The 23,246-nt window shown below is 41.0% G+C and carries 28 protein-coding genes and 1 pseudogene; 17 read left to right on the top strand and 12 right to left on the bottom strand.

Going from position 1 to position 23,246, the window contains the following annotated elements:
* Positions 1-126: 126 nt before the first annotated feature.
* The 3 genes from BKM01_RS05415 to BKM01_RS05405 all read right to left on the bottom strand — a co-directional run bounded on the left by BKM01_RS05415 (position 127) and on the right by BKM01_RS05405 (position 3,557).
* Positions 127-1,575 (bottom strand): flippase, encoded by a 1,449-nt coding sequence (locus BKM01_RS05415; protein WP_072358467.1) that lies wholly within the window; start codon positions 1,573-1,575, stop codon positions 127-129.
* A gap of 131 nt (positions 1,576-1,706) precedes the next feature.
* Complete coding sequence (locus tag BKM01_RS05410) at positions 1,707-2,153, bottom strand: universal stress protein (RefSeq protein ID WP_123130055.1); 447 nt, start codon at positions 2,151-2,153, stop codon at positions 1,707-1,709.
* A 12-nt stretch (positions 2,154-2,165) separates the two neighbouring features.
* Positions 2,166-3,557, bottom strand: coding sequence for an SLC13 family permease (locus BKM01_RS05405; RefSeq protein ID WP_072358463.1), 1,392 nt, complete (start codon positions 3,555-3,557; stop codon positions 2,166-2,168).
* A gap of 159 nt (positions 3,558-3,716) precedes the next feature.
* On the opposite strand from BKM01_RS05405, the gene cysQ reads away from it, so the two are divergent.
* The 4 genes from cysQ to cysN are packed head-to-tail and all read left to right on the top strand — an operon-like array spanning position 3,717 to position 7,527.
* The gene (gene cysQ / locus BKM01_RS05400; RefSeq protein WP_084006240.1) at positions 3,717-4,520 is read left to right on the top strand and encodes a 3'(2'),5'-bisphosphate nucleotidase CysQ; all 804 of its coding nucleotides are present in this window, start codon (positions 3,717-3,719) and stop codon (positions 4,518-4,520) included.
* A gap of 11 nt (positions 4,521-4,531) precedes the next feature.
* Positions 4,532-5,062, top strand: coding sequence for an adenylyl-sulfate kinase (cysC, locus tag BKM01_RS05395; protein WP_072358461.1), 531 nt, complete (start codon positions 4,532-4,534; stop codon positions 5,060-5,062).
* Positions 5,063-5,071: 9 nt separating this feature from the next.
* Positions 5,072-5,980: a sulfate adenylyltransferase subunit CysD gene (cysD, locus tag BKM01_RS05390; RefSeq protein ID WP_072358459.1), complete on the top strand. Its 909-nt coding sequence runs from the start codon at positions 5,072-5,074 to the stop codon at positions 5,978-5,980.
* 14 nt (positions 5,981-5,994) lie between these two features.
* The gene (cysN, locus tag BKM01_RS05385; RefSeq protein ID WP_072358457.1) at positions 5,995-7,527 is read left to right on the top strand and encodes a sulfate adenylyltransferase subunit CysN; all 1,533 of its coding nucleotides are present in this window, start codon (positions 5,995-5,997) and stop codon (positions 7,525-7,527) included.
* A 44-nt stretch (positions 7,528-7,571) separates the two neighbouring features.
* Here cysN and BKM01_RS05380 read toward each other — a convergent pair whose 3' ends face one another.
* Positions 7,572-7,757, bottom strand: coding sequence for a hypothetical protein (locus BKM01_RS05380; RefSeq protein ID WP_072358455.1), 186 nt, complete (start codon positions 7,755-7,757; stop codon positions 7,572-7,574).
* Between the two features lie 102 nt (positions 7,758-7,859).
* Between BKM01_RS05380 and BKM01_RS05375 the strand changes: the two genes are divergently transcribed.
* The 3 genes from BKM01_RS05375 (at position 7,860) to BKM01_RS05365 (ending at position 10,599) form a co-directional block, all read left to right on the top strand.
* The gene (locus BKM01_RS05375; protein ID WP_072358453.1) at positions 7,860-8,987 is read left to right on the top strand and encodes a glycosyltransferase; all 1,128 of its coding nucleotides are present in this window, start codon (positions 7,860-7,862) and stop codon (positions 8,985-8,987) included.
* A 52-nt stretch (positions 8,988-9,039) separates the two neighbouring features.
* The gene (locus BKM01_RS05370) at positions 9,040-9,705 is read left to right on the top strand and encodes a methyltransferase domain-containing protein (protein WP_072358451.1); all 666 of its coding nucleotides are present in this window, start codon (positions 9,040-9,042) and stop codon (positions 9,703-9,705) included.
* A 69-nt stretch (positions 9,706-9,774) separates the two neighbouring features.
* Entirely contained in the window at positions 9,775-10,599 is an 825-nt protein-coding gene (locus tag BKM01_RS05365; protein WP_072358449.1) for a TspO/MBR family protein, read from the top strand.
* Positions 10,600-10,641: 42 nt separating this feature from the next.
* Here BKM01_RS05365 and galU read toward each other — a convergent pair whose 3' ends face one another.
* The 4 genes from galU to BKM01_RS05350 form a co-directional block, all read right to left on the bottom strand.
* Complete coding sequence (gene galU, locus BKM01_RS05360; RefSeq protein WP_099816337.1) at positions 10,642-11,502, bottom strand: UTP--glucose-1-phosphate uridylyltransferase GalU; 861 nt, start codon at positions 11,500-11,502, stop codon at positions 10,642-10,644.
* A 134-nt stretch (positions 11,503-11,636) separates the two neighbouring features.
* Entirely contained in the window at positions 11,637-11,765 is a 129-nt protein-coding gene (locus tag BKM01_RS11150; RefSeq protein ID WP_257790286.1) for a hypothetical protein, read from the bottom strand.
* A gap of 101 nt (positions 11,766-11,866) precedes the next feature.
* Positions 11,867-13,297 (bottom strand): ATP-binding protein, encoded by a 1,431-nt coding sequence (locus BKM01_RS05355; RefSeq protein ID WP_158008563.1) that lies wholly within the window; start codon positions 13,295-13,297, stop codon positions 11,867-11,869.
* A 137-nt stretch (positions 13,298-13,434) separates the two neighbouring features.
* Positions 13,435-14,550: an RNA-guided endonuclease InsQ/TnpB family protein gene (locus BKM01_RS05350; protein ID WP_233125568.1), complete on the bottom strand. Its 1,116-nt coding sequence runs from the start codon at positions 14,548-14,550 to the stop codon at positions 13,435-13,437.
* 193 nt (positions 14,551-14,743) lie between these two features.
* Between BKM01_RS05350 and BKM01_RS11260 the strand changes: the two are divergent.
* The 7 genes and pseudogenes from BKM01_RS11260 to BKM01_RS05315 form a co-directional block, all read left to right on the top strand.
* Positions 14,744-14,860: pseudogene (locus tag BKM01_RS11260) on the top strand (YgiT-type zinc finger protein); the annotation flags it as partial.
* A 263-nt stretch (positions 14,861-15,123) separates the two neighbouring features.
* Entirely contained in the window at positions 15,124-15,507 is a 384-nt protein-coding gene (locus BKM01_RS05340) for a hypothetical protein (protein WP_143744102.1), read from the top strand.
* 69 nt (positions 15,508-15,576) lie between these two features.
* Positions 15,577-16,290, top strand: coding sequence for a DUF1828 domain-containing protein (locus BKM01_RS05335; RefSeq protein ID WP_084006236.1), 714 nt, complete (start codon positions 15,577-15,579; stop codon positions 16,288-16,290).
* Positions 16,291-16,363: 73 nt separating this feature from the next.
* Positions 16,364-16,759 (top strand): DUF2283 domain-containing protein, encoded by a 396-nt coding sequence (locus BKM01_RS05330; RefSeq protein WP_072358441.1) that lies wholly within the window; start codon positions 16,364-16,366, stop codon positions 16,757-16,759.
* A gap of 13 nt (positions 16,760-16,772) precedes the next feature.
* A complete protein-coding gene (locus BKM01_RS05325) occupies positions 16,773-17,000 on the top strand; it encodes a hypothetical protein (protein ID WP_233125567.1) in 228 nt (75 codons plus the stop codon).
* A 261-nt stretch (positions 17,001-17,261) separates the two neighbouring features.
* On the top strand, positions 17,262-18,050 hold the full coding sequence (locus BKM01_RS05320; RefSeq protein ID WP_072358439.1) for a hypothetical protein: 789 nt from the start codon (positions 17,262-17,264) through the stop codon (positions 18,048-18,050).
* A gap of 1 nt (position 18,051) precedes the next feature.
* Positions 18,052-18,387 carry a DUF4870 domain-containing protein gene (locus BKM01_RS05315; RefSeq protein ID WP_072358437.1) on the top strand — a complete coding sequence of 112 codons (336 nt, stop codon included), beginning with the start codon at positions 18,052-18,054 and terminating at the stop codon, positions 18,385-18,387.
* Here the strand turns inward: BKM01_RS05315 and BKM01_RS10950 are convergent.
* The 3 genes from BKM01_RS10950 to BKM01_RS05300 all read right to left on the bottom strand — a co-directional run bounded on the left by BKM01_RS10950 (position 18,374) and on the right by BKM01_RS05300 (position 19,286).
* On the bottom strand, positions 18,374-18,565 hold the full coding sequence (locus BKM01_RS10950) for a hypothetical protein (protein ID WP_143744100.1): 192 nt from the start codon (positions 18,563-18,565) through the stop codon (positions 18,374-18,376). The two genes, BKM01_RS05315 and BKM01_RS10950, sit on opposite strands and share 14 nt — an antisense overlap.
* A 130-nt stretch (positions 18,566-18,695) precedes the next feature.
* On the bottom strand, positions 18,696-19,019 hold the full coding sequence (locus BKM01_RS05305; protein WP_072358433.1) for a type II toxin-antitoxin system PemK/MazF family toxin: 324 nt from the start codon (positions 19,017-19,019) through the stop codon (positions 18,696-18,698).
* 3 nt (positions 19,020-19,022) lie between these two features.
* The gene (locus BKM01_RS05300; RefSeq protein ID WP_072358431.1) at positions 19,023-19,286 is read right to left on the bottom strand and encodes an AbrB/MazE/SpoVT family DNA-binding domain-containing protein; all 264 of its coding nucleotides are present in this window, start codon (positions 19,284-19,286) and stop codon (positions 19,023-19,025) included.
* Positions 19,287-19,360: 74 nt separating this feature from the next.
* Here BKM01_RS05300 and BKM01_RS05295 point away from each other — a divergent pair, with 74 nt between their 5' ends.
* Positions 19,361-19,552, top strand: a complete 192-nt coding sequence (locus BKM01_RS05295; RefSeq protein ID WP_072358430.1) for a hypothetical protein — start codon at positions 19,361-19,363, stop codon at positions 19,550-19,552.
* Between the two features lie 357 nt (positions 19,553-19,909).
* Complete coding sequence (locus tag BKM01_RS05290) at positions 19,910-20,806, top strand: hypothetical protein (RefSeq protein WP_072358428.1); 897 nt, start codon at positions 19,910-19,912, stop codon at positions 20,804-20,806.
* Positions 20,807-20,881: 75 nt separating this feature from the next.
* Here the strand turns inward: BKM01_RS05290 and BKM01_RS05285 are convergent, their stop codons facing one another.
* A complete protein-coding gene (locus BKM01_RS05285; protein WP_084006234.1) occupies positions 20,882-22,195 on the bottom strand; it encodes a hypothetical protein in 1,314 nt (437 codons plus the stop codon).
* A gap of 278 nt (positions 22,196-22,473) precedes the next feature.
* Here BKM01_RS05285 and BKM01_RS05280 point away from each other — a divergent pair, with 278 nt between their 5' ends.
* Positions 22,474-23,220, top strand: a complete 747-nt coding sequence (locus BKM01_RS05280; RefSeq protein ID WP_072358426.1) for an SIMPL domain-containing protein — start codon at positions 22,474-22,476, stop codon at positions 23,218-23,220.
* Positions 23,221-23,246: the final 26 nt, after the last annotated feature.

Below are 23,246 nucleotides of genomic sequence, written 5' to 3'. Positions count from 1 at the left end.
ACATAAATTATTTATTGTAAATGATATCCCAATCCTTTTTGATGTATTCAAATATGAATTTTTTGAGTGTAGATAAAATAAATATGTGACTGTTTTTATAGTATCCCAATTTCCAATAAATAAAGATTAACTGCTACTTATACATTCCTTAAAGAATTTAAATTCTTCTTTATTAAATCCTTTCAACAAAATCAGTATCACAAAATAGAACACTACACATGCCCCAATAACCCCTAAAACAGCAAACAATCCTGAAGGATTCCATAACAAAATTATCCCTGACATCAAAACAGAGGCAAACACACTTTTTAATATAAATGCAAAATCCATGTCAAATTGCAAATATCTCAACGAATAGCGAGCCATAAGTCCAAGGGCAGCCGTGAAAGACAGGAGTGTAGTTGCTGCCGCAGCTATGATTCCGATATGAGGAATTAGTAGCATATTCAGCCCCAAGTTCAGGGCTGCTGCAATTACCCAGATCGTACCAATAACCTTTGTCTTCTTCACAAGCATCGCAACCTTTTCAAAGACAGAAAATATACCGAAAAAAATCGCCCCAATTGCCACAAAAGGCGTGATGAAATAACCCTGCTCTGCTATTTCCGGTGTTGAGAGGATCTCCAGCAATTGTCTTGAAAGCAGGGATAATCCAAATGCTGCAGGAATGGCAATGGCCAGGAAATATTTCAGTGAATAACTCAGATACCTTTTGACCTCCTCCAGATTATTCCCATCGTAATGTTTTGACAGGATCATTGGCAGCATGAAATTGAGAGGTGCCACAAACATTTGTAAAACGGTCCCTAAAGTATAGCCAGGGGAGTAATAACCCACAGCAGATGTTCCCAGAAAGCCACTTATGACATAGCGATCACTGGAGTTTAAAATCCATTTTGACATGGTGCTGGATTCTGTAGGTATGCCAAAAGCCAGATGTTGCCTAAGATCATTAAATTTTGGAACTTTCAGTCCCAGATCCCTGATTATGAAGAGTAGGGCAATCAATAACATTATCACTATTGTAATAAGTAACCCTTTTACAGCTCCAAAGATTCCTTCTCCCTGCAAAACGAAAAATGCCACAATAACAACCGTGAGTACATTCTTTGCTACAGTTAGCATAGAATGCCTCTTTATCTGTTGTGTAGCCCTGAAATAATTTAAAAGTAATTTCAAAATCCCTTCAAAAAAAACCACCAATGCCAGAACTTCAACTATTAATCTATCACCATCAAAAAGTAAATCTGCAATTTGTTCTGACATTAAATATATTCCAAGAGAGGCAAATATACCTGTCAGGGTTATGACGGAAAGAAATGAATAGAACATATCCTGAAAGTTTACCTTATTCTTTACAGAAGGCATAAAGCGAACCATTGATTGTGAAAGCCCCAGACTCATCAAACTGGGGATAAGTCCGATGGTAACCATGATCTGTGCCCATATACCGTAATCTCCAACAGACATATTCTTTGTAAGGATTGGCAGCAGTATAACTCCCTGGAATCGGTTTACGAATTTTGTCAACCCTACCAATCCCACCCTTTGGGCAAAAAGTTTGTATTCTTTCATTGTTGGACCAAATTAATTAGAATAACACTTAGACAGAATACTGGATACTCAGGATTTTAAGGGAATTGAAATATTAAAGTAAAAACTTTGTGGTTTCAAGTTATGAAAAAATAAAATAGTTCTGCAAAATGTCACTCAAATGAATAAACTTCTGCGTCTATTTTCTTTTCAATATCATTTACAACGGAACTGGAAGCAACCATCACCACATCAGCACCATACATCCCCGCAGTCTCAATTACCTGCTTCACAAAATCTCCCTTGACCTTCACCGTCTCAAACTCAATCCCACGCTTTCCAGCCTCTTCTTCCACCATCCCGAGTCTCTGGGCGATCAACTCATCCCGATCTCTCTTGATATCAGCCGCCAGTTTCTCCACAACACCCCTGCCCATGAAACCCTGGTCCTTCGTAACCCTGGCCACCTTTTCAGCCATATTCTTGTCGCGCACATTCAGTATGATAAGCCTGGCATCCTTCTCTTCTGCCATATCAAGGGCTGCCTTTGCCAGATTGCGGTGGATCGAGGTTGCCGAAAAGGCCACGAGCACTGTATTGATCTCTGCCATATCATTCATCCTATAAAGAAATCATGTTATATTAATTCCTACCAATGGCCAGTAGACAAGCGCCATTATAATGAAAACTATCCAGGCAATTAAATTGAGGATAAGGCCGGGCAGGATAACTTCCTTTATCTCATAATACCCCGAAGAATAAGCTATGGCATTGGGAGGCGTGCCCATGGGCAGGATGAAAGCCAGGCCCGCGGGGATTGCTATCATGTATACCATGGCGATGGGATTGATGCCCAGTACATCCCCGATACTGAAACCAATGGGCAGCAGAATTGCAACTGCAGCCGAATTACTGATCCCTTCTGTCAGGAAGATCGATACCAGACTGACGATAATCAACAAAAGCAGGGGGGTCAGGTAACCATTGTCCAGCACCAGATTGGAAATCCAGAGCGCAGCCCCTGTTTTTGCCAGGGCCGAACCCATTGCAATGGCCCCGCCATACATCAGGATGATTCCCCAGTTCACATTGGATTCCACGTCATCCCAGGACAGGATGTCCAGCATGAAAAGAGCAACTGCGGCCAGTATGGCTATTACAGCCAGCCCCATATCTGTACCGAAAAAGATCCATGCAAGGATTGTAATGGTTATAATTATTGCAGTCTTCTTCTCTATGATACTCATCTGGCCTATATTATCAAGTTCCCTGGCAAGCACATCCTTTGCAGCCTTCACGTCCTTCACATCTATACGGAAAAAAAGGTTCAAAACCACAAAACCTGCAGCCAGCATCACAAAAACTATGGGAATTGCTGCCACACACCATTCAAAAAAGGAGATGCTCATCCCAGCACTCTCTTCCAGCAGACCGATGGCAAGAGGATTACGTGCCCCTCCCAGCAGGGTACCCACACCGCCGATAATTGTGCCCCATGCCATTGACAGGAAAAGCAGGGTTCCGTATTTACTGTTTAAGGGTTCCAGTTCCAAACTGTCTGCAATGGACCCTACCACAGGGAACATGATCGCAGCTACCGCATGTTCTGGCATAATGAAGGAAAGAAGGGCGGAGGTACACATAATGCTGCAGAGCAGCCTACGTGGAGTTCGGTCAAACCTGCCGAGCATCAAAAGGGCCACCCTTTTACTCAGACCGGTCTTCATCATAGCTGCTGCCAGAATAAAGGCACCCAGAATAAAGAATACTGCCTTGTTACCGAATAGAGCAAAAGCGGCCTTACTGCTCATCACATTCAGAAGGGGCAGGAGGACGATTACAAAAAGACCGGTGACAGACAGAGGGAGAGCATTGGTAGTCCAGAGAATTATGGCAAGAAGAAAGATACCCAGTGCATTTTTTGCTTCCGTGGATAGACCATCCGGGGAAGGTAGCAGGAATATGCCAATCAGCACGATCAAACTGAATAATACTACCGCACGATTGGTGCCACCATTTCCCATTAATCCTATCCCCTGGTTTACTTAATTTCTTTAATTTAATCAAATTAGCAGTAAATTGGATTGCAATGTCACAAAGGATAATTTTATAATATTTAAAATAAGTGTTCATTCATATTTAATCAATTCATTACACAACGATTACTTCAGGGATACTAAACAATGAATAAAGAAACTATTCCCAAAATGTTGAAAGAATTAATTGAAATATCCAAGGATGCCGGAAACATCATCCTGAATTACTATGATAACCCGGAACAATCCATCCAGATAAAGGAAGATGAGTCCCCCCTGACAAAGGCAGACACTGAATCCAATGAATACATCTGTGGAAAACTTAAGGAATTGTACAACATCCCTATTATTTCGGAAGAATGTTATGATGAATATGAGATAAGAAAAGGCTTTTCTGAATTTTTCCTCGTCGACCCCCTGGATGGGACAAAGGAATTTATCGAGCGCAACGGCGAATTCACAGTAAATATTGCATACGTGAAAAACAAAAAACCTGTAATGGGAGTCATCTATGTCCCGGCATCCGGAACTACATTTTTTGCAGCCGAAAATTTTGGCTCTTATGTGGAAAACAAAGACGGTATACAAAAGCTGCCTTTGAGTAAACCTTCAAAGAAAGAACTTTCTGCCACCGGCAGCAGAAAGCATAGTACAAATCTCGATGCAGACTTTGCCCGGATGAACAATATCCAGGAAACGGTTCCTGCAGGCTCTTCCCTTAAATTCTGCAAAGTGGCTATGGGAGATGCTCATTTATATCCAAGATTCCAGGGTTCAATGGAATGGGATATTGCAGCAGGTCATATCGTTGCAAAGGAAGCCGGATGCAATTTAGTAGACCTTAAAACAATGAAAGAGCCTGAATACAACAAGGAATCATTACTGAATAATTATTTTATAGTACTGACCAAGGGGTTAGATATTTCTTCAATAAAGATACCTGAAATATAAAGAGGATACCTATGCCAGAGGAAGGATTTACAGTATGGTTTACGGGATGGTCGGGTGCAGGTAAAACTACGATTGCAATTGCCCTTGAAGAAGAACTGAAAAAAAGAAATATTGGACCAGTGCAGAGACTTGATGGAGATATTATCAGAAGTGACCTTTGCAGTGATCTGGGTTTTTCAAAAGAAGACAGAAATGAGAATATCAAAAGGGCCACCTTTGTTGCTGAACTGCTGTCAAAAAATGGTGTCGCAACTCTTGTATCATTCATTTCCCCCTATATATCTCTACGAGAACGTGCAAGACATAAATGCCACAATTTCATTGAAGTTTACGTTAAATGTGATAGGGACACCCTGATTAACCGGGATGTCAAAGGCCTTTATAAACAGGCAATCGAAGGCGAAATTAAGGAATTCACTGGCATCACTGATCCCTATGAAGAGCCTGAAAATCCGGAGATCGTCCTCAATACTGCAGAAGAGGATATCTTGGAATCTGTAGGGAAAGTTATTGAATACCTGGAAGAAAAAGAGCATATCTGAGGACATCTCATGGAAGAAAAGGAAGAATCCTACCACCTCTCAAACTTGAAGACACTTGAAGCCGAAAGTATAGGAATAATCAGGGAAGTTGCTGCAGAATTTGAAAATCCGGTGATGCTATATTCTGTTGGCAAAGATTCCTCAGTTATGGCTCATCTGGCAATCAAGGCTTTTTATCCGGAAAAAGTACCTTTCCCTCTCCTGCATGTTGATACCAGCTACAAATTCCCCGAAATGTATGAATTCAGGGACTATTACACAAAAAAACATAATCTGGAACTGAAAGTCCACAGGAATGAAGAAGCTCTGTCAAAAGGAATAAATCCCCTTTCTGCGGGAACAGTCAAATGTTGTGCTGAACTGAAAACTAAGGCCCTGCTGGATGCATTGAAAGAAGGCGGCTATGATGCTGCTTTCGGAGGGGCCAGAAGGGATGAAGAAAAATCCCGGGCAAAAGAGAGGGTTTTTTCATTCCGTGACAAACATGGTCAATGGGACCCAAAGAATCAGAAACCGGAGTTATGGAATATTTTTAATTCAAGGATCGATCCAGGTGAATCCATAAGGGTATTCCCCCTTTCAAACTGGACCGAACTTGATATCTGGACATACATATACCATGAAAATATCGAGGTCGTACCCCTTTACTTTGCAAAAAAGAGACCGGTTATCGAGAAGAATAACCAGCTCATTCCGGTTTATACGGATGAAAATCCGGAAGAGACAAAGGAAGTCATGTGTCGCTTCAGAACCCTTGGATGCCATTACTGCACAGGTGCAGTAAGATCTGAGGCAGACACCATGCCAAAAATTATTGAAGAAATGATGGTTGCACGCCATTCCGAGCGGATTACACGGGTCATTGATCATGATCAGGATAGTTCAATGGAGCAGAAAAAAATGGAGGGGTATTTCTGAAGAGTCCTGAAGCCTTGATCGAAGACAGTCAAAATATCGAACTGTTACGAATTACCACTGCAGGAAGCGTGGATGATGGGAAATCCACCCTTATCGGACGCCTGCTGTATGATTCAAAATCAATATTTGAAGACCAGTTAAGTTCGATCAGGGATTACTCGAAGACCAACCGTAATCAGGAAATCGATTATTCACTGATTACCGATGGCCTGAAATCCGAGAGGGAACAGGGAATTACAATTGATGTTGCCTATCGCTTCTACTCAACTCCCAAGAGACGTTTTATTATAGCAGACACTCCCGGGCATGAGCAATATACAAGAAATATGGCCACCGGAGCGTCAAATGCCTCCCTTGCCCTGATTCTTATTGATGCCAAAAAGGGCATTGTAACACAGACCAGAAGACACACCTTTATTTCTTCCCTGCTGGGTATCCGCCATTTTGTGGTAGCCATTAATAAAATGGATCTTGTTGATTATTCAGAAGAGGTTTTCGAGCAAATAGTTGAAGAATATAAAGCATTCGCTGAAAAACTGTCTGTCGAATCAATTTCTTTTATTCCTCTGAGTGCCCTGAAAGGTGACAATGTCATTGAACGTAGCACCAATATGCCCTGGTATCAGGGTTCCCCTCTGCTGGATTATCTGGAAAATGTGAATGTAGCCGGCGGACGTAACTTGATTGATTTCAGGTTCCCGGTCCAATATGTCAACTGGAGTGGAAACGAATTCAGGGGATATTGCGGCACAATATCATCCGGCGTAATTCGTAAAGGTGAACGTGTAATCGCCCTGCCATCCGGAAGAACCAGTAAAATATCAAGAATTGTTACCTATGACGGAGACCTGGATTATGCCTTTGCCCCCATGGCAATAACCCTCTGTATTGAGGATGACATAGACATCAGTCGTGGAGACCTGATTTCAAGGGAAAATAATCTGCCTGCCATCACCGGTAATATTGAAGCGAATGTTGTATGGATGGATACAGAATCCATGCAAACCGGCAAAGATTATTTGATCAAGCATACCACCAAAACCGTAAAGGGCAGTTTTTCAGAAGTACGCTATAAATTCGATCTCGAAAAGATCCATAGAATACCTGCTGAGTTCCTGAGCGTAAATGATATCGGGAAGGTGAAGATTGAACTTAAAAAACCCCTTTACGCAGACCTTTATTCCAAAAACCGATTTACAGGTTCTTTTATTGTAATCGACCAGCATACCAACCAGACAGTTGCCGCCGGCATGATATCCAAATACAAGCAGGTCTCACCGGACAAAGCATGTGAATCTGTAAAAGCCAAAGTAATCAGATATCCTGGAGACAAGAAGGAAAAGGCAAAATCGGATTATGACCGTCTTTCCATGCAGGGTACCCAATGCATCTATGTGGATGACGAAATTCTCCAAAAAGGCCTTTGCAGGGGAATTGCGGTCGATACCGATGAATATTCCAGGATTATAGAAGGTTTGTGTAATATTGCTACAGAGTCAGGAGTATCTGTGGTGTTGTGTACTGAAAATGAAGTTTCATTGGAGTGAAAGGTAAAGGATGGAATCTTTTTTATACCATTTTTTAGATAAAATCATTTCACTTCATGGCAGTTCTTATCCCCTCTACCAATCCCCTTATACACAAACCCTGCATCAATGAAAGCATCTAGCTCCACCACATTACTGCAATTTACAATAACAGGATGAGTCTGTCCGGACAACTCCTGCAACTGCCTGGGATACAGAGAATAATACTGCCTGTGGCCTGCAAAGATCACGCTATGTCCACATACATTACAGAAGGAAACTCCTGCTCTAAAAGTTGAATTTATACATAACATCCCAAACAATTATATCCCATTCACACCCTACCCAAAACAATGAACTCCCTACTCATCGCAGCAATAATATTCACCGCCATTCCGGTTATTACATATCTTATTTACATCCTGGCAATCCTTAGATCCCCCAACTCAGAAATCCACACACCGGCCACTCAACCTCCGATCACAGTGGTAATTCCCACCTACAATGAAAGCGAGGTCATCGAACACCGCATCAAAAACCTTGTGGAAATGGATTATCCTGCAGAAAATATCCATGTCATAGTCGTGGATGACCAGTCCACAGATAATACAGTCGGCCTGGCGGCAGAGGCTTTTAAAAAGTACGATCTATCCGGCGAAGTGATTGTGAAGGAAAAACGTACCGGTACCAATGCTTCGGTTAACATGGGAGTAGGTGAGGCAACAACCGATTTTGTAGTGACCACCGATGCAGATGTCACCTTTGAGCCGGATGCGGTAAACCACGCTCTGGGCAGGCTGCTCAGCGATGAGAAAATTGGAGCGGTATGCGGGGAACTGGAACCCATCGCTCGCAAGGATTCCTTTACCACCCATTCTGAGAAGGCTTACAGAGACGTCTACGGCAGGATGTGTTCCTGGGAAAGTGGCCTGCATTCCACCTACTGTTTCAACGGCCCCCTCATTGTGCTGAGGAAAAAAGCCTTCTCCCCGATACCCGAAACAAAAGGAGCATCCGATGCAGGCATGGCGCTGCGTATCATCCGCAATGGCTACCGCTGCCTCTACGAATCCTCAGCCCGATTCTCTGAATACATTACCAATGACATGGGTCAGCAGCGCCGCCAGAAACTCAGACGCTCAGCCCGCTTGCAGGAAGCAACCCTCCACAACCTCGGGCTGATCTCACCAAAATACGGAAAATTCGGTCTGTTTGTGCTGCCTTTACGCTTTACTATGTTCTTCATAGCACCTGCCTCATTTTTCCTGGCAGTGATACTCTGGTCAGTGGTGCTGGGCGGAATCAACCTTTTCTGGGGCATCGGAGTATGGGTTCTTTTTGGCCTGGCACTGCTCTCAGGGCAATGGAAATCCAACCTCATATCATCCTTTATCTGGCACCAGATCTACCTGCTGGTAAGTCTGGTCTACATGTCCAAGGGAGTCCACGTCTGGCAGGCAATTGAAAGAAAAAAAGTGTAATTGCATATATTCATAAATAATTTACAAATGGTAGACAATAAGGGTGGCATAAATGAGAGGTTTGAGCTTCAAAGAAATCACAGATGTAAATAAGGAAGATTCATTCATAAATAAATTAAGACGACAGAGAATTGCCCTTTTCAAAAATATTGTTAATCCGCTACAAAAGCCTATAAATATTCTTGATATTGGAGGAACTGTTTCTTTTTGGAAAATGATGGATATTACCAATGATGAATATTATTCAATTAAGATATTAAACTTAAAGTCTACAAAAACAGACTATAATAATATCCAATCTGTTTCTGGAGATGCAAGGGACCTAAGTGAATACCCAGATAATTCATTTGATATAGTATTCTCAAATTCTGTAATTGAACATGTAGGTGACTACGAGGATCAGATTAAAATGGCCCATGAAATAAAAAGAGTGAGCAAAAGATATTTTTTGCAAACTCCCAACTACTATTTTCCTTTTGAACCACACTTCCTTTTTCCATGTTTCCAGTTTTTACCTCTTAAAATAAAAACACTGTTGATCCGTAATTTTAATCTGGGCCGACGAAAAAAAGTCTCAAACAAGCAAAAAGCAATTGAAATGGCTAAGTCTGTGAGATTATTGAAAAGAAAAGAGCTTGAAAGGATGTTTCCAGAAGGGACTATTTATGAAGAAAAAATGTTTGGTCTAACTTATTCTTTTATCGTTTATGTTGGTTGAATCTAAAAAGTAAGTCGTACAAAATAATATTTAAAATATTGAAGGTATAAAAATAAATGGAAAAATAAGATGGAACGAAATCAACCAACATTGATGATCAAAATAATCACCACAGCAACCTTTTTAGCAATGGTCATTGCCAATGCGCTGGCCAATGCTCTCCCGATCAATGGGCTCACTACCGGCCAGATATCGGATTTCTATCCCAATCTCTTTGCCCCGGCAGGCTGGACCTTTGCAATCTGGGGACTCATCTATCTATTGCTGGCGGGATATACACTGTACCAGCTTGGAGTTTTTCAGGACAATACTGATACTGCAAGGGGTGAATTCTTAAATAAAATAGGAATTCTCTTCTCAATTTCCTCCCTTGCCAATGCCGCCTGGATTTTTGCCTGGCACTATCGGGTGGTGCCATTATCCCTGGTTTTGATTGTAGTAATCCTTGTATGCCTGATCCTGATAAATCAAAGAATAAACCAAGAACAACTTTCTGCAAAAGAGAAATTGTTTATCGGATTGCCCTTTAGCGTATACTTCGGCTGGATCACAGTGGCAACCATTGCCAACGCTACTGTTCTCCTTGTCAGCCTGAACTGGCAGGGTTTTGGTTTAGCTGAACCCATATGGGCATCTATCATAATCATTCTTGGCTTTCTTATAGGAGCCGTAACAATGCTGAAGAACAGGGATGTTGCCTATGGTCTTGTTATTGTTTGGGCTTATACGGGAATCTTGTCCAAGCACACTTCTACGGATGGGTTTGGAGGCCAGTACCCTGTAATTATCAATATCACAATTGTCTGCATTGGATTACTACTTCTCGGCGAAGTCTATCTATTGATTTCAAAAAAGAGGAATGGGAATATGAGAGTTTTAGCAAAACAATCCTGATTTGCTGCAGGGGGATATACCCCCATAAAATCAGTAACCCCTTCAGCCCAGCTTCTCCATATGCCCCAGGATCTCGTCCCTCATCCCTTCATCCTTCAGGGCAAAATCCAGCACAGCCTTCACATACTCCACCTTGTTGCCGGAATCATAACGCTGTCCGGTGAACTGGTGTGCATACACCTTCTGTGAATCATTGAGCAACCTGATCCCGTCGGTCAGCTGGATCTCGCCACCCACGCCTTTGGAGGTCTGCTCTATGCAATCGAAGATCTCCGGGGTGAAAACGTACCGTCCGATAGCACCGATATTCGAGGGAGCCTCCTCCACAGAGGGTTTTTCCACGATATCATCCAGGGCATAAAGATATTCATCTACAGGACTGCCACTTATTATCCCGTAACTGCTGACCTTATCCTGCGGCACTTTCTCCACCGCGATCGTGGAGCGACCATATTTCTGGAAGACATCAATTAGCTGACGTGTGCAGGGTTTATCGTTGACAATAATATCATCACCCAGCAATACTGCGAAAGGATCCCCACTGACATGTTTGCGAGCGGTCATTATGGCATCTCCCAATCCATTGGGTTCCTTCTGGCGGATGTAGTGAATATCCACCATTGAAGAAATCTCCTGAACCATTTCCAGCATGTCATACTTACCCCGATTCTGCAGATGCATCTCCAGTTCAGGACAGCCGTCAAAATAATCCTCGATCGCCCGCTTGTTACGCCCTGTTACAAATATGATATCATCGATCCCGGATTCAATGGCTTCCTGCACCACATAATGAATCACAGGAGTATCAATTATCGGCAACATTTCCTTGGGCATTGATTTTGTTACCGGTAAAAAACGGGTCCCCAACCCCGCCACCGGAATTACGGCTTTTTTTACATCCATTTCAGCATCCTCTGGTATCATTTTCTGTTATGTTTGATGTGTCCAATTGATATTAGGTTTTGGTCTTCAAAATGTAATTAGGGGTGATCGTAACGCTGCTGCCCGACCTGATCGATAAAACACCGGGCAGGTTTTTACTGGGAGACTCCTGAAGTACTGTTCTGGCCATTTCCGGGATGGGGTTTCCCGGCCATATCGATGGTTTTTGTATCGGAAATTTTCGGGATCATGATATGTATGACGGGTGCTGTGCGATGGTACAATCGGGTGAAATAATACAGATTATGTCTACACATTTTGTCGACTGTATTCGACAAATTTGCAGGAATCTATCGTATATAGTCGATAAACTTCTAGAATAGGTTTATAGTGAAAGAAAGCAGGTCTGCATGTCTGCCAGTGTATAAAGTACAAAATCATGTTCTTCTGCAAACTGCCGGGCCTGTTCTGTGAATCCGGATTTGGAAACAATCATAAAGTATTCCGATCTCTCCATATTGTACCAGTCGACAAGCCGGGATTTGTCGATAAGGGATTGCAGGACATCGACATCTACCAGTTTATTTTGCCATTTACATTCGCAGAACAGAATTTGTCGGGTTTTTTCATTCAACGCCACGAGATCTATCTCATAGGTGTTTTTGCCTCTGGATTTCTGGTAACGTCCCCACTGTTTGCCGATCTTACTGAATTTAAAATTAAGTTTGTCCTGTTTATTCAATTTAATCAGGAATTGTTTGGTTATGTCCTCGAATGTATGTCCAGCAAACCTGTTGAGTTCAGAGAGAATGTGATCTGCAACAACGGACGTATTGCCGATTTCAATTTCAGAGAGGTTGGGATAGAGAAATTTAAACCAGAATCTGAAAAAGTTGTCTTTCATCCGATACAGGGTCTTTTTGGATTTGCGGGATTCGGTTACAGGTATTTCCTTTTTGACAAGGTCCAGATCATTGATCAAAACATTGAGATAATAATCGATAGATGTGGTTTTTATCCCCGAACTGTTGGCGATCTCAGACGACTTTGTCATCCCCTGTGCAATGTTTTTCAGTATGGAAAAATAAGTATTGCTATCTGATATTTCGGTTTTCAACAAAATATCCGGCTCATTATACAGAATACTCGTCTTGTCCAGTATGCGGTTGATGTTCCCGGCGATATCTTCAGACTCCACCTCTTCCAGATATTTGGGAGTGCCACCATAGATTACATATATGTTGACTCTGGATTCGATATCAAAATCTGGAAACCATTCGTCAAGAGCAAAGAAATCCAGCGCCTCAAACATCAATTGACCGGTCCTGCGCCCATATAGAGGTGAAGCATGATCGAAGATGCTGTGCATCATACCTATGGATGAGCCGCAAACCAGCAGGAACATTTGTGAATCCGGGCCGTATTCATCGATGTATTTTTGCATTTTAGAGAAGATGTCCTTGTTAATACCCAGAAAACGCTGGAATTCATCAAACACCAGTATAATCCTGTGTTGGCGGGAATACTGGAACAATTGCTCAAAAATATCTTCCCAGTGGGGTGTTCCAAAAAAACTGAGCCCGAAATTTTGATGCAGGTTCTTTGCTATTTCAAGCCGGGCCTGGGAGTCGTTCAATTCGGGGATTAGCAGGAAACTGGAATTAGGCTTGTCTTTCAAGAATTCTCGAATCAGACGTGTTTTACCAAGTCGTCTGCGTCCTATTATGGAGATGAAGCGAAAATCCGCCTTTGCATATTCGGCTTCCAGGTACTCCAGTTCTGCCTGCCTGTTGATGAACTCACTTTTTATTGCCACAACAATTATTGTGAAAACAATAATATATAAAATCAATCCTTATCAGATAATCCAGGGATTCCTGCCAGACAAAGATTATTTGGGCAATCCAGAAGATGTCAACTACCCCTCCCTGCCGGAAGGGGCTTGTAAGTAAATCATTGTGCTGTATCCTGTACAGCATTCATCCCTACATTCGGCTGGTTGACAGACAGCCTACTCAGGCAAGTTATACCTGCATGAGCAATGTTTCGTGCAGCGTTGAGGTCAGCATGTATTTGAAATCCACAATTGCGACAACGGTAAGAACTACCATCCCTGTTTCCCTTATAAGTATGTCCGCATTTGGAACATTTCTGACTGGAATACCGGGGGTCAACAGAAATAACCCGCTTTCCAATGGCTTCTGCCTTATAGCGGATAAACTGTTCCAGTTGATAAAAACTCCAATTGTTGAGTTTCCTGTTAAAATTCTTACCCTTTCGGTTCTGGACACGAATACTTGTCAGATCTTCAAGAGCAATCACATCATATGGCATATTGACAATTTCCTTGGCAATACAATGATTAACATCAGTCACAAACCGTCTTTCCTTTCTGCGAATCTTCTTCAAGAGACGTTTAGCAGATTTGGTGCCTTTGGACTGAAGTTCTCGCCTGAGATGTGCATATTTAGCCCTTGTATTTTTGACCTCTTTACTGTTAAAAAAGACATTATTGGAACATACTGCAACATTAACAATCCCCCTGTCCACACCAACAATCGTATCACCAGTTGGTTCAGGAGAATCTTTACGCAGAGTGACATGCAGATAAAACACATCATCTGCTGTATCGTATCTAAGTGTAGAACTCCTGATTTCCCAATTTACATACTGTTTGTAGTATTCAGGGAGTGTAAAGTGAACCTTCACTCTACCATCAGCAGATGCAATAGAAGCAAATCCATGTTCAAAAATAATACGGATAACACGTTTATTGTATCGGATTGCAGAGAATGGTTTACTCACAGGAAGGCGCATTTTCTTAACAGCCTTGAGTGCTTCACAGGCAACATCCCTTGCACCCTGAACAAGTGCAGAAGGAAGTTCCGGATACTGTTCTCTAATGTCTTTGTAAGTAGCGTGATGGATAGAGACTTTGGAATGAGTATGATTGGCAAACCCATACTCAGCAACTATATTGAACACTTTGTTAAAACAAACAACTGTGTTCTTGAGACTTGTTTTGTCTTCTTCAGACACATCAAGTTTCAATTTAATAGTCCTATCCATACTCATATATTAGACACAATACATTAAATAGTTAACGTGATAAGTATGCAAAACAAAAGTAAGAAACATTCCTTTCCTACCTTACGGAAGGAGTCTCCTGTTTCAAAAGAGATGAATCTATATGTTACCGGACAGTTGTAATTTCTGCCAGGGCAGATTGGTTTAGAAAAACACCGAAGTTGAAGTCAAAAAAGCGGAAGGGGAACGTGTGTCTTTGAGAGTATCTGCCTACGTGTGTGATATCTGCGGGGAGGTTTATTATACGCCGGAGGTTTCCAGGAAATTGGATAGGATTGCTTACAGCAGATAAGCGGCTCCATACTTGCACAGGGACATATATCATGTCCATTTTTATTCACTTAATATAAATAACATGTGAACAAATTTACCCATAATGCTTAATTTGGCTGTAAATCAAATACACCTAACGGACGTGGGTTGAAAGAATCTGATACAAGTCAGGAGATCGTCACTTGAGAACGCGAGATAATGTTGAATGATCATAAAATACAATCTCTGATTGGTGAAACAAAACCAGTTTCGGCGTTGGTTGTAAAATATATTCGACCAATATTGAAAAAAGGCAGGCAGTACAAGGAATATGATTTACCATTAACGTCTTCTAATGGAAATAAGTTCCAAGTCCGCATCCGTGTTAATGATAACAACCCATTTGATTTCTCAGTAATTCTGATGTATCAAGAACCACAAAGCAAATATTGGTATATTTTGAGACGGTACAACGGAAAAAACCATACTCACAAAAATAAAATTGAAAAAGAAAGAATTCTTGGGTACCATATACACAAAGCAACAGAACGCTATCAATTGAGGGGATATAATATTGATGGATATGCCGAAGAAGCATCCACATATTCTAATTGGCACGATGCATTAAGCGTCATGTTGTATGATTGCAATATAAAAATAGAAGGAAAAACAATATATGATTATTGAAACGGAGTGTCAAGTATGGAAAAGGATCTGATAAAGACTCTAAAGGAATCCGTATGCTAGGAGTTAGAGATTTTCCAAGAAGGAATTGAACGATATGTAGTAGATACTCCGTTTGGATTTGATGATGGCGATTCTTTTGTAATAGTGCTAAAAAAAGATGAAGACGGTTGGCATTTTACAGATGAAGGTCATACTTTAATGCATTTATCATATTATGATCTCGATATCCCTTCTACAAAAGGAAAAAGACGTTCATTTTTCAATAATATATTGGAAACACACAATATAGAAGACATAAATGGCGAACTGATTATTAGAGTGGAAAATGAACAATACGGGGATTCTCTTTTTAGTTTCATACAGGCACTTACAAAAATAACAGATTTATCGTTTATCAGAAAACAGCACATATCCTCTTTATTTAAGGAAGATTTTAAGGAATATATGAAACATATATTTGGAGATAAATGTACTTTTAGTTACAGTGAGCCAAAGCATGACCCAGACGGCAACTATGTTGTCGATTGTTATGTCGATTTAGACCGGCCACTATTGATTTTCGCACTTACAGGCGATTACAGGTGCAAAGACGCTATCATAACATGTTTGGCCTTCAAAGAATGGGGATACACATTTAATTCGATTGGTGTTTTTGAAGAAAGTAAAAACATTAGCCCAAAGGTTTTAGCTCAATCCATGGATTGGGTCGATAAGCAATTTTCAACATTGACATCCGCAAAAGAACTAATGCCTGAGTATACCAAAAAAATGGCCTTATGCTAACTAAATTTGGTTAGATTTGTACTGTCCATACATACAGCATCTGTATTATGTGGAAAAATAATTGGGAGGATTTATGTCAGAGCCACAAAAAGTGATTAATATCAATAGTAAGAGCGACTACTGGGATTATGACTCACTCAATGATAGTTTTTTTGCATTTTCAAAAGGAGTCCAATACAAGTCCTCTATAGAAATTGATGGTGTTTTATTGGATGTTGGAATGGACAATTCGATTGTCGGGATTGAAATACTTGATGCAGCCAAAAGATTTGGAATTTCCAAATATGACATGAAGAATCTTAAACAGATCAGGGCAGATATCAAGGTTTCAGAAGAATCTATCAATATTAAACTATTATTGGAAGTTTCTAAACGAAATCGCGAATTGCCATTAAAATTATCGATTACCGGGGCAAATGAGATGAAGTTGCCATCTACAAGTTCTGGTACGATGGCTGTGGCTGTCTGAAATCAGTTCAGATATGGATATTTTTTTATCATGCATTAACCACGCAACGACTATCCCCACAACAAAGGCAATAAAAGACAGGCTGAAAAACTATGGCCATAAAGGGGAGACCTATAGCGATATTCTCACAAGGATGATGGATTTGATTGATAGGGAGGAATTCATGGACAGAATGTACAAGCGTCTGGAAGAAAAGGATCAGTTTGTCTCAATTGACGAAATGTCAACCACCCCTCCCTGATGGCAAGGGCTTGAATGTCAATTAACATTTGTCTGGCCGGCTGACAAGCACCTCTGATACTTCAGGATATATCTGAAATCCCGTGTTTTGTGTTCAATTTTCATTCCACCTCAGCCCTCTATTATTTCCACAACATTTGCAGCCAAAACCCAAAAAATTTATGTGAAATATATTTACATATCTTTAAACGAAGGGCGGTTTACTATTTTGTCTTTAGACCACACTTCCAAAAGATGAATTTATAAAATGGGGTGTAAGAAAATGGCATCGAATAAAATGTACCTATTTGTTCTTCTGATGATAATTGGCGCAATGGCATTAAGTGGTTGTTCAAGCGGAGACCCGGCTGTTGATGATATACCCTCTGAATACGAAGAAACTCGAAGTATTAATCTGGGAGATAACATTTCACTGACCCAGTATGAAATCGAGACACAGGATTCTTCCCAGGTTCTAAATGACCTGCAACAAACGGCAGAAAGTGAAGGTTGGGAAGTTATAGCTGACTGGGAAGGAGATTTTGCAGGATATAAAGTAGGAGTTGCTCTTGGAAAAGACGATAGAATTATGGGCATAAATACAGCTGTTAATGGTAATATCACGACTGCTACAGTAATTACCGGTCCAAGAAAAGGAGTAAACGTTGCTGACATGAACAATGATGGGACAAGTTCCCAGGTTGCTGAAGAAGAACCTGATGCTCCACCTACCACGGATGTGGATGGCCAGGACTTTGCAGATGCACCCAGGTATCCCGACTCTGTAAGGACAGACTATGCTTCACTCACGACAGGTTCGGATGTTACTCAGGAACAAGTGCACTATTTAAGTGGCGATAATCCCGAAGATGTAAAAAATTTCTACGAAAATGAACTGGAAACACAGGGATGGGAAAATATCCAATCCCAAATGTTAACTGAAAAAGGGGATGTCATGATATATGTGACAGCCACCAAAGACAGTAAAACTTTAGAAATCGGAACACAGCCCAGTTCGGATTATGCAGAAATGAATGAAATTATAATCTATGTGGAAACGAGGACGGGTTAAGATGAGTAAAACAAGTATCGGGCTTGAGGAAAATATAGCTGGTGTATTGACCTATCTCCTGGGTTTTATTACCGGCATAATTTTTCTTTTAATCGAGAAAGAGAACAAATCCGTGAGATTCAATGCAGCACAGTCGATCGTTGTATTTGGGGGTCTTTCCATACTGAACACCATAGTGTCAATGGTCCCGGTTCTAGGAGGAGTGATATCTTCCCTCATAGGTTTGGTCAGTCTAGTATTATGGTTTTATCTGATTTACATGACCTATACCGGGAATTTAGTAAGGCTGCCTGTGGCTTGCGAGTATGCTGATAAAATTATTGCTAAAGATGTGTAAGTGTTTCCGCATTTGGAACACTTTCCCCCTTCCTTTTTATAATGAGCGCTGCACCCGCGGTCAGTGCTACAGCAAATATGACAGTTAATCCGGATGCCTGTGACCTGTGTCCGTTAGGAAAAGAGAAGAAACAGGAAGCCCCTTTCGTAAGGTAGGGGCGGTTCACCATCAGTACCATTATCAATATACGAAACACAATCATAAGAAACATGTTCCGTAAATTTGTTGATTGGGCCAGTTTCACTCAACAGGTGCAGGAAGTCACAGAGGAAGAGAAAGTGATTCTGATTGGTCTGGCAGATAAAGACTTACAGGAAAAGTTTCAATAAATTATTCTGAATTTCTTTTTGTTTGTACAAATGAACATTTCCAATTATTTTAAGGATATTGCTGGAGTCCATTGTGAATATTTTGTTCACCCGAACCCAGCTACCCTGGCGAAGTGAGCCTTCAGATAGATCGCTATCTGAAACATAGACAGCACAATTGTCCGCAGGTTTTCCGGATGTAATCTGGCACAGTATCACGTCCCGCCTCATCTGATCAGAAACAGCGATCGCCGGTCTGAGTTTGCTATTGTTATTGTCTGTAAAGGGGAAAGGAATGATAACTATGCTTCCTCTATAAATCATCGATTACTTCCCCAGGTAGTCTTTCAAATGATCCCAGGCAGCATCTTCTTCAGGAGTGTCCCATTCTTTTGAAAGGGATTCCTGGGAAGCGATAGCACAACTTAATCCTTCTTCGATGAAAGACAAAGGTCGAATCTCAATGTGATCATCATACACAAAAACAGCTGCTCTGTCGCCTATCTTCATACCGCAATTTCTGTATGCGCTGGGAATGGTAATTTGCCCTTTTTTGCTGACAGTCACACTTTTTACATCTATTAAAGTCATAAAATACCCCACATATCTTACAAGTAAGATAGTATATACCTCTTTCGACAAAAAGACTTACAACATCTCAAATAATGGAAGTGCAAAAGGTTGGACCTGATGCGTACTATTCCCTGAAAGAAAGGGGCTGCTTTGTGGACTGGTATCCTGAAAGCCAGGAACATTTCGCCCTGATAAGCCGGGCCGGTTTTACTTCCCGGATGCGACAGGTCGCAGAGGAAGAAAGAGTGATTCTGATTGGTCTGGCAGATATGGCACAGATATAATCGCTCTGTAGAAAACATATCACAGCAATAAACATACACCTATAATTAACCTGATATGATAGGGGACTGGAAGAAGAGCGGTATAATCGGGTGAAAGGGACCGGAGAAAATAGAGGGGATTGTGGTGTATTGGGGTACAATAATGTTTTTAGCCCGGTCCCTTTCATCTAATGATGGCACAAAAATATTAGTTATGTTATATAAGTGTGGCTGTTTTCATTCATGAGCCGATTTATGTCAAATACTCCTCCTTTACGTAAGGAATCTCCTTTTTCAAAGAGATGAATCCTATCAGCATCCAAAAGATATGTGTAAATGCACAGCTCTATATGTTTAATTACTAAGAGGGAGGATCAAATGCCAATAACCATAGAGGAAGTATTAAACCGGGGTTTTACTGCCTGGACGAAGAATTTGAAGATATCAGTTCCTTTCATTCTTTCGGTTATCATAATAGGTATTATCTGGATAGCTTACATGTTTCTGTTTATAGCAGCAGTAGTACCATCTGTAGCGCCACTGATGGCCGAACCTGTCATGGGCGATATCATTGAAGCAATCACTCCACATATTGTGTACTTAGGCGGAGGATTTGCAATATTGCTGATTATCAGCTCTTTAATAGAAGTATTTTTTACAGCCGGTGCGGTAGGCATGGCAAAAGATGTAGCACTAACTGGCAGAACCAGTTATGAAGAGATGATCAATTCCGGCAAGACACATTTTTTCAATTATTTCCTGTTACAGATATTGTTTTACCTGATAATACTGGCAGGTGTTATATTTGTCATACCCGGTATTTTGCAGGCAGGTGACCTTACCAATATTGATGTCATAATGCAAAATCTGTTAGTACTGGGTGCTGGATTTTTGCTCTGGATTATTTATGGTATTGCAATAAGTATCATATTAGCAGTATCCTACTATGCACTTGTTGTTGACAACCTCGGACCGATTCAGGCTCTAAAGACCGGGTACAGGTTCTTTCTTAATAACAAGGCCGCTGTTGTGATACTGTGGTTACTTACCATTGTGGTGGTTGTTGCACTCAATTCTCTTGGTACATTGTTTGCCTCGTTTGAGTATCTTTCAGTGATATGGAGTATCATAAGCACTGTACTGAGTATTGTGGTAATACCTGCAGTATTCACAATATGGTGGACTTTCCTGTACATGGGAAAAACCGGCCAGGATGTACGGGATCCCAAAAAACTAGAGGATCTTAAAACAAGTGAACCGGAATTAACTGAGTGAGATCTTAATTACAATTTTTGATCTAAGATCTCCTTTCTATTTTTAAATAATCGACGAAGGAGTGCTAGTAAAAAATTATTGTTTCTTGCTATCAAATCTTTTCTCAAATAGTTCTGCGATTTTATAGGACAGGCTATTTAGATAGACGGTGCCCCAGAAAGCCACTACAATAGATCCTATCAAATTGAATAGCATATCACCCATTGTATCATGAATACCATGCTGGGAATAAAAAGCATCTATTCCAAGCATCAATGTCAGCTCATCGGTTATGAATTCCAGAATCTCCCACATGACACCTACTGAAAGGATGAACAGGGGGATAAATACAAACATCGTTCTTGGTGGTATGTTAATTTCGGGGTCATAAATATCAATAGCCCTTAAAATTACATATCCTGCAGCCGCAACCGTACTTGAAGATGCGGCGTGGGTCAGATTATCCCATCTGGCAAGGTTATCATATAACCAAAATGTACCAATAGCATCAAGGAATACTGCAATCGTTATCCACAAAGTTAGTGACGGATCAAGAGAAAGATTATGCCTGTGTCTCATAAATGCAGGCACGAAGGTAATTATCAGTGCTAAAAATGCACTTCGCAATATGTGCAGTTCCCTTGAAAAAATACCAAATATGAATAATACTACAAGACATGCCTGCAGAAATATTGTTATATTCTTTTGCCTCTGGACAGATAACCCCAGTAGTTTCCTAATAACCTTCGGCGGTTCTGAATAGATGTGTTCCTGAGATGCAACCATACCCCTGTCTGGAAATATTATGCTGGAAGCGCCTTTTTTCATCATGGTTTTGAAATACCATCCAAACAAAACACCTGCAACTATACCAGCAATCAGTGCATAGATGAATTCATACATTACTGCAGCATTGATTGCATCCACCGAGCGGCCATCAAGGAGAAATGTGGTTCCAATCATTACGTCCAGCACCCATCTCATGAAATGCCACATGCCGGTTACAGCAAGTGTCGTAATTATCACCAGATAAATTGCAAATTTTGGATTCATTCGCACTGAAGTAAACCAGTTTAATTCCGCTACAATTAAAAGGGAGAGCGTAGCGACTGAGATATACACAGGAATTCGTGTAAGGAAAAAGTAATAGGCTGTTGTATTTCCAACAATAGGGATCAGTACCAGAAGCAACAGTAACCAGGATGGCATTACCGATGGCTTACAAAAAAATACTCCTGGCAAAATAACGATAATTACTATAAAGATTATTAGAATTGTCCATGTGAAACGTCCTTCAAAAAAATTCACGGTTGCCAGGAATATAAGTACCAGTACGATAGCCCAGGATAAAACAGTGTTTAAACGGGTATCATGTAGAATATGAACCAGATCATCCCTGTTATCCATCATTGGAATATTCCCCTGCCATTAGGGATTAAAAGACAAATTAATAGTCTTTTTGCAAATTTTGCACGTTTGCAACCTGAGAGATTTGCACAACTAACGTTTGGGGTGTCAGCAGACGTTATAAACTATTCTTTAGCATAAGAAGTGGATTAGAAATACCGGAGCAGAGAAGGGGTTTTCTCTGTCTGTCTCTTTTGATGTAACTTCGAACGAATCCGAACCTTAGCCAATTTTTTAATACATGGCGGTACATCTAGTATATGAATAAAGGAGAGGATAAAATGGCTCAGGAAAATAATAAAGATAAGTCATATTACATCATAATTGCACTTTCAGTAGTGCTGGTGCTAATGGCAGCCACATTGTATGCAGGATCTGTCGATGGATCTGACAGTGATTCAGAAAACACTCTGCAAATGAATGGAAATGCAGAAATGATGGTTATGCCCGACACTGCAACTCTGAACATTGGTGCAGAGATCATGGCTCCCACTGCAGAAGAAGCGAGTCAGGAGAATGCAGATGTCATGAATGCGGTTATCGAGGAACTTAAGGATCTTGGTCTGGAGGATGAAGATATCCGGACATCACATGTTTCTGTGAGGCCTGAATACAACTATGGAGAAGAGACACGGACAATTGAAGGGTATTCAGCTTCCAATAGTGTGCAGATTACCACTACAAACCTCGATATCCTCGGAGAGATTATTGACAGGTCTGCATCTGCAGGAGCAAATCAGATCGGCGGAGTTTCTTTTAGTGTATCTGATGAAAAACAGAAAGAATTGCATGAGGACCTGATCACCGAAGCTGTGGCCGATGCATCATCAAAGGCCGAAGTACTGGCTGAGAATCTGGGTGTGGAGATCGTAGGTGTGAAGTCATCATCGATATCCGATGGTACACAGCCAAGAACATATTATGAAGAGAGTGTGGCAATGGATGCTGCTGAAGAACCGGCAACACCAATTGAGCCGGGAGAGTCCAGGGTTTCAATGTCAGTCCGGGTTACATACATTGTCCAGTAAGATTTTTGAGAAATTGATTTGAACTG

This window comes from Methanohalophilus portucalensis (assembly GCF_002761295.1).
GTDB lineage: Archaea > Halobacteriota > Methanosarcinia > Methanosarcinales > Methanosarcinaceae > Methanohalophilus > Methanohalophilus portucalensis.
The sequence above is the reverse complement of the archived record's forward strand: the minus strand, read 5'-3'. Positions and strand labels throughout refer to the sequence as shown.